General features: G+C 63.7%; 6 protein-coding genes. All 6 read left to right on the top strand.

What is annotated here, in order from left to right; translation table 11 throughout:
* Positions 1-1,208, top strand: a 1,208-nt coding sequence (locus VFV96_01265; GenBank protein HEU5069023.1) for a DUF4982 domain-containing protein, incomplete at its 5' end; no start/stop codon positions are given.
* A 60-nt stretch (positions 1,209-1,268) separates the two neighbouring features.
* Positions 1,269-2,006 (top strand): rhamnogalacturonan acetylesterase, encoded by a 738-nt coding sequence (locus VFV96_01260; GenBank protein ID HEU5069022.1) that lies wholly within the window; start codon positions 1,269-1,271, stop codon positions 2,004-2,006.
* Between the two features lie 12 nt (positions 2,007-2,018).
* The gene (locus tag VFV96_01255; protein HEU5069021.1) at positions 2,019-4,130 is read left to right on the top strand and encodes a TIM-barrel domain-containing protein; all 2,112 of its coding nucleotides are present in this window, start codon (positions 2,019-2,021) and stop codon (positions 4,128-4,130) included.
* Positions 4,127-6,208 (top strand): polysaccharide lyase family protein, encoded by a 2,082-nt coding sequence (locus tag VFV96_01250; protein ID HEU5069020.1) that lies wholly within the window; start codon positions 4,127-4,129, stop codon positions 6,206-6,208. The genes VFV96_01255 and VFV96_01250 overlap by 4 nt, the downstream gene beginning before the upstream one ends.
* A complete protein-coding gene (locus VFV96_01245) occupies positions 6,205-8,991 on the top strand; it encodes a family 78 glycoside hydrolase catalytic domain (GenBank protein ID HEU5069019.1) in 2,787 nt (928 codons plus the stop codon). Before VFV96_01250 ends, VFV96_01245 begins: the two co-directional genes overlap by 4 nt.
* Positions 8,988-12,356, top strand: coding sequence for a discoidin domain-containing protein (locus VFV96_01240; GenBank protein HEU5069018.1), 3,369 nt, complete (start codon positions 8,988-8,990; stop codon positions 12,354-12,356). The genes VFV96_01245 and VFV96_01240 overlap by 4 nt, the downstream gene beginning before the upstream one ends.
* The last annotated feature ends 184 nt before the right edge of the window (positions 12,357-12,540 follow it).

The following is a 12,540-nucleotide window of genomic DNA, read 5'->3' as shown; positions in this document are numbered from 1 at the left end:
AGAATCCCTACGACTACCACCTGTATTTCAACGACTGGTCGCTGACGGATTTGCGCGACACGGTCCGGCGGGACCGGAATCATCCCAGCATCATTGTTTACAGCGCCGGCAATGAGATTCACGACACGCCCAAACCGGAGCTGGCGAAACGGATTCTCGCCGGACTGGTCAAAGCCTATCACGAGAACGATCCGACACGGCCCGTGACGCAGGCGTTGTTCCGGCCCAACTCCAGCGGGGATTACACCAACGGACTGGCGGAATTGCTCGATGTCGTGGGCACGAATTATCGCGATCAGGAACTGCTGGCGGCGCAGCGGGCGCACCCCGGGTGGAAGATTGTCGGGACAGAACAACAGCACGATTTGTCAACGTGGTTGAACTGCCGCGATCATCCGTCGCACGCGGGGCAGTTCCTGTGGACGGGCATTGATTACCTCGGTGAAGCGCGCCAATGGCCGCGAAACGCGCATGCCTCGGGATTGCTCGACCGCACCGGCTGGGTCAAGCCGCTGGCGTGGCAGCGCCAGAGCTGGTGGAGCGACCAGCCAATGGTTTGTGTCGCGCGCCGGGTGGCCGCGGATGATGTGATGCCGACCGATCCGGGCTACGGCGGCGAGGAGCGGCACACGCAGGTCACGTTTGCCGACTGGTCGCCGCGCAACCGGCAGCCGCACACCGAGAACGTCGAGGTTTACAGCAACTGCGAAGCGGTGGAGCTGCGTTTGAACGGTCGTTCGCTGGGCGCGCAGAAAAAGCCGGCGAACGACGCGCCGCGCCTGTGGAAGGTGCCTTTTGAACCGGGTGAACTCGAGGCTGTCGGCCGCAACGGCGGTGCGGATGTCGCAAGGCAGGTGATGCGCACGGCCGGCCCGGCGGCGAAACTGGTTCTCGTCGCGGATCGCGCTGCCGTCTCGCCGGCGTGGGACGATGTGGTGTTCGTGCGCGCGGTCGTGGCGGATGCGAGCGGAACACCGGTGCCGACGGCCAACGAGGTCGTGCAATTCAACGTGAGCGGTCCGGGCAAAATCATCGCGGTGGACAATGGCGACTGCCTGAGCACGGAGCCCTTTCAAGCGGACGAGCGCAAGGCCTACGGCGGACGCTGTGTGGCCATTGTTCGGGCCACGGCGGCGACGGGAACAATCAACCTCACGGCGCACGCGGCGGGCCTGGCGGACGGCCACGCCACCGTGGCGGCCCGGTGACGGGTGGCCAGTTTTGGTGACGCCCGGAAAGCCGGCGGTTTAGTTAGCATCGACAAAATCATGACAATCATTCGTGCATTCATGGCCGCCCTGGCCTTGTGGCTGACCACTCTGGTCAGCCCGGCGGAAGCGGGTTCCGGCAACGCTCATCCACTGCGGCTGGTGATCGTCGGCGACTCAACCGTCGCCAACTATGCCGCCAGCAAACCGGCACGGGGCTGGGGCATGTTCATCCAGGAACGCTTCAAGTCTTCGGTGGTCGTGTCCAACCTGGCGGCCAACGGGCGCAGCACCAAGACGTTCATTGCGGAAGGGCGCTGGGCCAGGGCGCTGGCGTTGAAGCCCGACTACGTGCTCATCCAATTTGGACACAATGATTCGCATGCCAAGGGACGCCGCGAGGCGACCGATGCCGCCACGGACTATCGCGACTATCTGCGGCAGTATGTGGATGAGACGCGTGCCGCCGGCGGCGTTCCCATTCTGGTGACGCCGATGTTGCGGCGGACTTACACGGAGGACGGCAAGCTGGTCGATTTGCTTGCGCCCTACGCCGAGGCGATGAAGGCGGTCGCGGCGGAGAAGCACGCGCCCTTGATTGACCTGCATGCGGCGAGCCGCGCGCTTTACGAACGGTTGGGGCCGACGGAAACGGCGAAACTTGCCAGCGAACCCACGGACAAGACACACTTCAACGAACACGGGGCCCGCGCAATGGCGGACCTGGTTTTGCAGGAACTGCCCAAGGTGGTCCCGCAACTCGCGGCGGAAATGCAGCCGGGCGTCACCGGGAACTGAAGCAAGCTTGAGATGAAAAGGGCATTTGTAATTGGACTGGTGCTGGAATGGGCGGGCCTCGCCATGGTGGGGTGCCGGAGTCATCAACTGCACACGATGGGCGAAGCCACGGCGATCTTCGAATCCAGCCATCTGGGCAGCGGCCGGGGCGTGGCGGGCGGCACCTTGAAGCTCGACGGCATTTACTACGAAACCTCGACGGGCCGCGTGCCGGTGCGGGGACTGGTGTTTGCCGGAGTGCATCCCGGCAGTTCGGCGCAGGGAGCGATCCACGATGCCGCCGGACGCCTGGTGCAGGTCAAAATCACGAGCCAGGGCGAAAGCTTCAACGTGTCCCTCAGTGCCACGCCGGCCGCGGACATCAAAGGTTGGGGATTTGCCCTCGACGCTGGTGCGAATGAATACTTCACCGGTTTGATGGAGCGCGTCGTGGACGGCGCCCAACAGGAATCGTGGGCACCCGGCATCCAGGCGGCCATGAATTTGCGGGGGCAGCAAGTGGACATGATTCTGAAACCGACCACGTCCGTTTACGCGCCGTTTTATGTGTCGTCGCGCGGCTATGGCCTGTTCGTGAAAACGCTCTGGCCCGGGCATTATGATTTTTGCGCCGCCGACCCGCACCGCGTGAAGGTGCGGTTCGAGGGGCCTGCGCTCGATTTCAAGCTCTACACGGCCGGCCGGCCCGCCGCGATTGTCCAGGCGCACGCGCTGGAAGCCGGACCTCCCTTGGTGCCGCCCAAATGGGCCTTCAAGCCGTGGCGGTGGCGCGATGAACACCACCAGCGAGCCACGTTTTACGACGGCACGCCGGCCAACGGACCCTTCAACACCGAGATGATGGAGGACGTGCTGTTGATGAAAGCCTACGGCATTCCGTGCGGCGTTTACTGGATTGACCGTCCGTGGGGACCGGGCCGCCTCGGCTACGACGATTTTGAAATTGACGAGCACCGGCTGCCGAACTTCGCGGCGTCGGTGAAATGGCTGGACGACTTGGGCGCGAAAATGGTGCTGTGGATCGGGCCGTTCTTTCAAGGCGAGATGGAAACCAACGCCCTGGCCCGCGGCTACACGTTGCCCGGGCAGGAGCCGCAGCGGAACAACTATCCGCTGGCCGATTTTTCCAATCCGGCCGCGCGCCAATACTGGCAGGACGGCGTGGCGAAGTTGCTGAAGCTGGGCGTGGCCGGTTTCAAGCTCGACCGCGGCGAGGAAGGCATCCCCGATGACGGGCCATTTCGCATCCACGACGGTCGTTCGTTGCGGGAGCAGCGCAATGATTACCCCCTCATGTATCTGAAGGCGACTTACGACGTGGCGAAGCAATATCGCGGCGACGACTTTGTTTGCCTGCCGCGCGCCGCCTATACGGGCAGTTCGCCCTACGGCGTGTTCTGGGGCGGCGACATCGGGGGCGTGCCGGAAGGTTTGCGCGCCTCCATCATTGCGGTGCAACGCGCCGCCGTGATGGGGTATCCCACATGGGGCTCGGACACGTGCGGTTACAGCCGGGCGACGATGGACCAGGAACTTTGCTCCCGCTGGCTCGCGTTCAGTTGCTTCACACCGATCATGGAAGTGGGGCCGACGAAGAATCTGGCGTTCTGGGACATGCCGACGGAGCCGAGTTATTCGACCAACCTGATTGCCACCTGGCGGTTTTACGCGCGGCTGCACGACCGGCTCGCCGATTACAGTCATCAGGAGGCCGAAGCCGCGGCCCACACGGGTCTGCCGATTGTGCGGCCCTTGTTTCTGGCCGATCCGCAGGCGCCCGCGGCGTGGGACAACTGGTGGACGTATCTCTACGGCCGCGACGTGCTCGTGTCACCGATCTGGGCCAAAGGACAAAAAACGCAACAGGTCTATCTGCCGGCGGGCAGCGACTGGAAGGATGCGTGGAACCTGGAAAAAACCTACCGGGGCGGACAAACCATCACCGTGCCAGCCGAACTGCCGCGCATCCCCATTTTTGTCCGGGCCGATGCGTCGCTGGATTTGGGAGACCTGAACCAGGAATGGATCGACGCCTTGCAAGCGGCCGCGCAACGGCCGGACCTGAAAGCGCTCGCGGCACAGGCGCAGGCGTGGTTTGAAAAGCAACACGTCGCAGCGCGATGAGGTTGTTCCTGTCCCACTTCCGGTGCGGCCGCAGGGGCGCGCTGCTGCTTGCGCTCGTCTGGTTTTGGGTGAATGCGGCTGCTGCCGATTCGGTGACCTTGAAGGAGGACGCCCGATATTTCACGCTGGCCAACGGACTGGTGACGGCGAGGATCGAAAAGGCCAGCGGCGACCTGGTGTCGCTGCGTTATCAAGGATTGGAACTCATGGCGTCCGGCCGTGGCTCGATGGGTGGTTACTGGTCTTCCGTGGGCCGAACCCGTCCGAGCGGTGAACATGCCGCGGTGGTGCGGGTGAATCCCGCCACCAACGGCGGCACGTTGGCGGAAGTATCCTGCCGGACGGCCAACGTGGCGGGGGCGCCCGACGCGCCGCTGGATATCGACATTCGTTACGCCCTGATTCAGGGCGAAGCGGGCATCTTCACCTATTGTGAATGGACACATCGCGCGGGCTATCCGCCGTTCAGCGTCGGCGAGGCGCGCTATTGTTTGAAGTTGAATCCCGCCATTTTCGACTTCTTGACCGTGGACGAAAACCGTCGCCGGCTCATGCCAAGCGGGGCGGATTGGGACCAGGGCGCGCCTACCAATCTCAAGGAAGCCCGGCTCATGACGACGGGCGTGCACAAGGGCGAGGTTGAACACAAATACGATTATTCCGCCGTCTTCAGTGAAACGCCGGCCTATGGCTGGTCCAGCACGCGGCACAACATTGGATTGTGGATCATCAATCCCAGCTTGGAATACCTCGGCGGCGGTCCGACGAAGGCGGAGTTGACCGGGCATCTCGACGTGAATCCGGGCGGCACGCCCACGTTGCTGAACATGTGGCTGGGAAGTCATTACGGCGGCACGGCCTTTTCGGTTGCGCGCGACGAGTCGTGGAGCAAGTTCATTGGCCCGTTTCTCATCTATTGCAATGCCGCCCAACCGGGCGCGTCCGTGGACGCCACCCAGCGGGTTCTGTGGCAGAAGGCGCTGGTCCGCGCCCGCGCCGAAGCCGCGCGCTGGCCCTACGGCTGGCTGGTGGATTCAAACTATCCGCGGGCCTGGGATCGCGGTGCGGTGAGCGGTCAACTCGTCCTCCATGATCCCTACGATGCGGCGGCAACGATGAGCAACGTGTGGGTGGGAGTGACCGCGCCAGATTTTGCACCGTCGTTCAGCGGATTTGGCGGCAGCTGGCGCGGCGGAACCAACCGTTTCTTCCGCACGGGCGCCACGAACGCACTTGCGCGGGGTGCGTTGGGCAGGAACGGTTTTCCTGCATTGCAGGACTGGCAACGTGACGCGAAGCACTACCAATTTTGGGTGCGGGCGGATGCTGCCGGTCGGTTTGTCATTCCCAACGTGCGCCCGGGCAACTACTGGCTGCGCGCCATTGCAGATGGGGTGATCGGCGAATTCTCGCTGACGAATGTGGCCGTGAATGCGGGCATCACCACCGCCTTGGGCCGGCAAACCTGGCAGCCGGTGCGCTACGGTCGCACGGTCTGGCAAATCGGCGTGCCCGACCGCACGGCGCGCGAATTTCGCCACGGCGACGATTACTGGCACTGGGGCCTTTACTTCAAATACGTGGACGAGTTTCCGCACGACGTGAACTTCGTCATCGGAAAAAACAACTGGCGCACGGATTGGAATTACGTCCAGCCGCCACGCATCATGCACCGGACCGACATACCGGTTGAAAGCGAGGAGGACGAGGCGGCGGACGCAGAAGCCCGACGCCGGGATCCGCGCGACGGCGTGCAAAGTTCCGTGTGGTCCATCCGCTTCAACCTGACGAACGCGCCGGCGGGCCGGGCCACGTTGCGGCTGGCGTTCTGCGGCACGCACCAGGGGTGCGACGTCGAAGTGCTGGTCAACGGCCAAGCCGCCGGCGCCACCGGTCCGCTGCCTTCCACGAGCACGATGCAGCGCGATGGAATTCGCGCCTTTTGGATTGAAAAACCCATTGCCTTCGACGCCGCGCTGCTCAAGTCTGGCGAAAACCTCATCCAACTCCGGTCGCGCGGAAACACGTGGTCACAAGGTGTGCTGTATGATTGCGTGCGGTTGGAACTCCAGCCATGACTGATTCACTGCTTTGTCTGCGTCCGACTGTGCGAAGGTCGGCGCGCCTCGCCATCGTTGCCCTCGGGCTGGTTCTTTCGTGGAGAGCCGCGTTCGGCGCGGTTTTGCCCACGGCTTTGCAATGCGAATACAGCACCCACCCACTCGGGGTGGACGTGGTGCAGCCACGGTTGTCGTGGCAGGTGGCCAGTTCCGAGCGGGACCAGCGGCAGGGCGCCTACGAAATCCTCGTCGCCTCGTCGCTGGGCGAACTGGCGCGGGACAAGGGCGACCTGTGGGACAGCGGCAAAGTGGCGTCGTCCGACACCTTGTTCATCCCGTATCAAGGCCGGGCGTTGAAATCGTCCCAGCCGGCGTTCTGGAAGGTGCGCGTGTGGGACGGCGACGACCAGGGCTCGGCGTGGAGCGAACCCGCCACCTGGACGATGGGCGTGTTGTCGGCGGCGGACTGGCAGGCGCAATGGATTGGCGCGGCGAATACGAATCTGTCGGGCCTGCTTGTGCGGCGTGAATTCACTGTGAAACCCGGGCTCAAGCGGGCGCTGGTTCACCTCTGCGGCCTCGGCCAATACGAACTGTCACTCAACGGCCGGAAGGCCGGCGATGATCTCCTCGCACCGGGCTGGACCAAATACGACCGCACCTGCCTCTACGACACCCGCGACGTCACGGACCTGCTGCGGCCCGGCACGAATGCCGTCGGCATGACGTTGGGCGACGGCATGTATCGCGTGCTGGGCGGCGGGCGCTACACCAAGTTCAAAGGTTCGTTCGGCCCGTTGAAAGTGATCGCGCAGGTTCGGCTCGAATACGCCGACGGCTCCGTGCAAACGTTCGGCACCGATGCGCAATGGCGTGTGAACCCCGGCCCGCTTACGTTCACGTCCATTTACGGTGGCGAAGATTTCGATGCACGACGCCAGCCGGCCGGTTGGAACACGCCCGGGTTTGATGATGCCCAATGGGAACGCGCCGTTGAAACCACCGGCCCTGGTGGAATGTTGCGTGGCCTCTCGTGTGCAGCCCCGCCATTGCGGGCGATGGAAACGCTCCGACCGGTCAGCGAAAAGGAGCTGACGAACGGCGTGGCCGTTTATGATTTGGGGCAAAACGCTCCCATCATGCCGCGGCTGACGGTCCAAGGTCCGGCGGGTTCCAGCGTGCGCATCACCCCGGCGGAACTGCTCAAACCCGATGGTTCCGTGGATCGCCGGTCAGCCGGTGGCGGAGAGGCGTATTGGCAATACACCCTCGCGGGCGGGGCGGAGGAATCGTGGTTCCCGCAGTTCTTTTACCAGGGCTGCCGCTATTTGCAGGTCGAACGACTCCCGGCGGCGCCGGGCGGCGAGCGGCCGCGAGTCGTGGGGCTGGCCGGTGTCGTAGTGCACTCCAGTTCCCGGCCGGTGGGCGAATTTTCCTGTGCCAACGGGCTGTTCAACCGCATTCACACGCTCATCCGCTGGGCGCAACGGGCAAACATGGTCAGCGTGCTCACCGATTGTCCGCACCGCGAACGCCTGGGCTGGCTTGAGCAGTATCATCTGAACGGACTCGCGTTGCGCTACGAATTCGACCTTGCCCAGTTGTTCGCCAAGGGCATGAATGACATGCAGGATTCGCAGCTCCCAAACGGCATGGTGCCCAGCATCGCGCCGGAATACGTCGTTTTCGGCAAGGGCCCGGACGACGATGCCAACGCGTTTCGCAATTCGCCGGAGTGGGGCAGCGCCATCGTGCTGGTGCCGTGGCAGCAGTATCAATTCGCCGGCGACACCGCACTGCTGCGGCGTCACTACGACGCCATGAAGCGTTACGTCGCCTATCTCAACCGCAAGGCGAGCTTCAACATTTTGGATTTTGGGCTGGGCGACTGGTATGACCTGGGTCCGAAGCCGCCGGGCTTTTCCCAGCTCACGCCGCGCAGTCTCACGGCCACCGCCTTTTACTTTTACGACACGTGGATTCTGTCGCAGACCGCACAACTGCTCGGTCGGGCGGAGGAGGCCAAACAGTTTGCCGATCAGGCCGACGAAATCCGCGCCGCTTTCAATGCCAAGTTCTACAACCGCGCGCAGCGGAGTTATGCAACGGGCTCCCAATGCGCGAATGCCATTCCGTTGGTGATGAACCTGTGTGAGCCGGAAAATCGTGCGGCCGTCCTGGCGGCGCTCGTGCGCGACGTGCAATCCCGCGGCGACGCCATCACCGCCGGTGATGTGGGCTACCGGTATCTGCTTCGCGCGCTGGCCGACGGCGGCCGGTCCGACCTCATCTTCGCGATGAACAATCAGACGGACAAACCGGGCTACGGTTATCAACTCAAAAAGGGGGCCACGAGCCTGACCGAGGCATGGGACGCGCGCCCGTCCTCCTCGCAAAATCATTTCATGCTCGGGCAGATCATGGAATGGTTTTACGGCGACCTCGCGGGCATTGCGCCCGATCCGGATGGTCCGGGCTTCAAACGGATCATCATTCGACCGCAGCCGGTCGGCAATGTCACGTGGGCCAAGGCCAGTTATGATTCCGTTCGGGGTCCGGTCGCCTGCGCCTGGAAGCGCACAGGCCGCCAGTTCGCCCTGGATGTCGTCATTCCGGCGAATGCCACGGCCACGGTTTATGTGCCGGCCACCGATGCGGGCAGCGTCCGGGAGGGCGGGTTTCTGGCGTCCGGCCGTCCGGGCGTGAAGTTCCTGCGCTCGGAAGGCGACCGTGCCGTGCTGCACATCGGTTCCGGAGAATACCGGTTCACTTCAGATTGGCAGCCGCCCGGGCGACAATGAAACTCTGGAATCAGACCAGTCTGTTGGTGACCGCGTGCTTATTGCTGTTCCGGATTGCGCTGGCCGCGGGAGAGAACCTGCCGCTCGCGGGCGAATGGCGTTTTGCCCTGGACCTGCGCGACGTTGGTGTCCGGGAAGCCTGGTTCACACGTGACCTGCCGGATCGCATCCAACTGCCGGGCGTGCTGCAGGCGCAGGGCTTCGGCGACCTCATCACGACCAACACGCCCTGGGTCCTTTCCCTTTACGACCAGCTTTGGTGGCAGCGCGCGGATTATCAGGCGGACCTCCGGCCGGGACAGGTGAAGGTGCCGTTTTTGGCGCAGCCGCCGCGGCATTACCTCGGCGCGGCGTGGTATCAGCGCGACGTGGAGATTTCGCCGGACTGGAACGGACGGCGCGTGGTGCTGTTCCTCGAACGCGCGCACTGGGAAACCCGGGCGTGGCTCGACGCGCAATGGCTGGGCACAAACAATTCCCTGTGCGTGCCGCATGAGTTTGAGGCCGGTGTCGTGGGTCCGGGGCCGGGACAAATCAAGCCCGGCCGGCACCGGCTGACGGTGCGCTGCGACAATCGGATGCTGCTGAACTACCGGCCGGACGCGCATTCCGTGAGCGATTCGCTGGGCAGTTCGTGGAACGGCATCGTGGGAAGAATCGAACTGCGCAGCACGCCGCTGGTGTGGCTTGAGGAGGTGCAGGTGTTTCCGGATGTTAAAAAAGGGTTGGCGCTCACGACCCTCCAGATTGGGAACCGCACAGGAACGTCAGGCCATGGCGACTTGTCCGTCAGTTGCGTTGCCGGGCACCTGATGCGCGGGCAGGTGCCGGTGGCTGAGCATCAGATCGTGACCAATCTTCCGCTTGTGTGGGACGCAACCGGCGGCGTTGCCAGAGTTAATCTGGCGTTGCCCGAGCGCGCGGGACTTTGGAGTGAGTTTTCCGCCAAGCTGCAGAACTTTGATCTTACATTGACGACGCAGGACGGAGCACGGAGCACAAAGCACGTTGCCTTTGGACTGCGCGATTTCAAAGCCGTCGGCCAAAACTTCACCATCAACGGGCAGGAAACCCACCTGCGCGGCACCCACTTTGGCGGTGACTTTCCGCTGACGGGTTACCCGCCGTGCGACGTGGCGTCGTGGTTGAAGATTTTTCGCACCTGCAAGGACTGGGGCCTGAATCACGTCCGCTTTCACTCGTTTTGTCCGCCCGAGGCCGCGTTCACGGCGGCGGATGAAGCGGGCATTTACCTGCAAATCGAGCCGGGCATGTGGAACGAAATCGGCCCCGGCACGCCGATGGAGGCCATGCTCTACGCGGAGACGGAGCGCATCCTCAAGGCTTACGGGAATCATCCGTCGTTCGTGCTGATGTCCGCGAGCAACGAAGCGAAAGGGCACTGGAAAGACGCTTTGCCCAAATGGGTCGAGCATTTCCGGGCGGAGGATCCGCGGCATTTCTACACGCCCGACACCGGGTGGTCGCTGATTGACGAACCCGGGCCGGTGACGGGTGCGGATTATCTCGCGGTGCATCGCATCGGCCAGAACCTGCTCCGCGGCGAACGCGGCTGGTTTGGACGCGATTATGCGTCGGCCACGCGCGGCGTGACTGTGCCGATCGTGGCACACGAAGTCGGCCAATGGTGCGCCTATCCCGATTACCGGGTGATTTCCAAGTTCACGGGCTACCTGCGCCCGGGGAATCTGGAAATTTTCCGCGATTCGATGGCGTCGCAGGGCTTGTTGGACCGCGACCCGGACTTCGCGTGGGCGTCCGGCCGGTTTCAACTGGCCTGTTACAAGGAGGAGATCGAAGCCAACCTGCGCACGCCAGGGCTCGCGGGTTTTCAATTGCTCGACCTGCACGATTATCTGGGGCAGGGGACGGCCTTGGTCGGCGTGCTCGATCCATTTTGGGAGAGCAAGGGTTACGTGAACGCGGACGAATGGCGGCAGTTTTGCAGTCCCGTGGTGCTGCTGGCGCGCTTGAAGCAACGTGTCTTCTCCACGGCTGACACGTTGGAGGCGGGCGTGACGGTGGCGAATTTCAGCGCGTCGCGTCTCACGAATGCCGTGGACTGGCAAATCCGGGACGCGCAGGGCCACACGCTTCGTCATGGACGCCTGGCGACGCCGCCACTCAACGTGGGCCGGACGAGTCTGGCAGAACCCATCTCCGTAGCGCTGGCCGGATTGCCCGCCCCCGTAGCCTGTCAACTGGTGCTCGGCATCGCGTCGGACGTTTCACCCGCGCGGCTCGACCACGTGAATGCGTGGAACTTCTGGGTGTATCCGGCGGGCGTGACCACGGACGTTCCGGCGGATGTGCTGCTGACGCATTCGTGGGATGCCGCCGAAGCGCGGCTGGCACAAGGGGGCAAAGTGATCCTGCAACCCGCGCTGGCCGACTTGGACTGGTCCAGTCCGCCGCTGGATCGCGTGCCGGTGTTCTGGAATCGATTGATGGGGCCCGGTTGGAGCCGCATGCTGGGGCTTTGGTGCGACACCAATCACGCGGCGCTGGCGGAATTTCCCACCGCGGCGAATTGCGACTGGCAGTGGACCGAACTCATCAAGACCCGCGCCATGAATCTCGGACGATTTCCCGCCGCGCTCCAGCCCATCGTTGCGGCCATCGACGATTGGAACCGCAACTGGAAGCTGGGGCTGATCTATGAAGGTCGCGTCGGTCCCGGCCGGCTGCTCGTCTGCACCTTCGACTTGAATGCGCCCAATCCGGTGGCGCGGCAGTTGCGCCGTTCGTTGCTCGACTATGCGCACAGTGACCGGTTCGCGCCGCGGGTCAGCATTCCGGCGGCGGATTTGCGAGACGCGTGGTTCGACACCCGGATCATGCACAAACTCGGGGCCCGGGCCACGGCCGACGGCGGCGATGCGGCGGCCGCAATTGATGGCGATCCCAACACGTTTTGGCTCACGGGGGCGCCGGCCCGCGGCCATCGGGGGCAACCCCATCCGCACGCACTGACCGTGCAATTTCCGCACCCGGTGGCCATGAACGGTCTGGTGCTGATGAACCGTCAAAACGATCGCGACCATCAGGGGGACATCCGGGGTTACGCCCTTGCGGTGAGTGACGATGGCCAGACGTGGCGGGAAATCCAGGAAGGTGAACTGCCGTCGACGTGGAATCCACAGACGATACGGTTTGTCCGCACGCAGACGGCGCGATGGCTCAAGTTAACCGCGCGCTCCGGTTACGGAACCGACCCCAGCGCCGCGCTGGCTGAACTGGCCATTCTCTATGCCGGGCCGCGGCTGCCTGATAACGTCGCGCCGGTTGAATATCACCGGGTGCGCAGCACCTCCACCGACATCGACGAGGGTGGTCGTCCCTGATCCGCGGCAGCCACGGCACCGCGTCATCTTTGCGGGCCGTCCGGTGCCGCGGGCGGCTTGTCCCCCGAATTGGCGACCCATTGGTGACGAGTTGTAACCACTTTTGGCGACTCCCGGCGGGGCCTGATTGCCGTAAGGTGTCCTCACATGTTTTCACCCGTCCGTTTTCAATCCGGGACCGCAT

This window comes from Verrucomicrobiia bacterium (genome assembly GCA_035765895.1).
GTDB lineage: Bacteria > Verrucomicrobiota > Verrucomicrobiia > Limisphaerales > DSYF01 > DSYF01.
This window is presented reverse-complemented; position numbering and strand designations above follow the sequence as displayed.

Excerpts from the sequence above, each read along its gene's own strand:
- VFV96_01260 (HEU5069022.1), top strand. The coding sequence starts at position 1,269 with ATGACAATCATTCGTGCATTCATGGCCGCCCTGGCCTTGTGGCTGACC.
- VFV96_01255 (HEU5069021.1), top strand. The coding sequence starts at position 2,019 with ATGAAAAGGGCATTTGTAATTGGACTGGTGCTGGAATGGGCGGGCCTC.
- VFV96_01250 (HEU5069020.1), top strand. The coding sequence starts at position 4,127 with ATGAGGTTGTTCCTGTCCCACTTCCGGTGCGGCCGCAGGGGCGCGCTG.
- VFV96_01245 (HEU5069019.1), top strand. The coding sequence starts at position 6,205 with ATGACTGATTCACTGCTTTGTCTGCGTCCGACTGTGCGAAGGTCGGCG.
- VFV96_01240 (HEU5069018.1), top strand. The coding sequence starts at position 8,988 with ATGAAACTCTGGAATCAGACCAGTCTGTTGGTGACCGCGTGCTTATTG.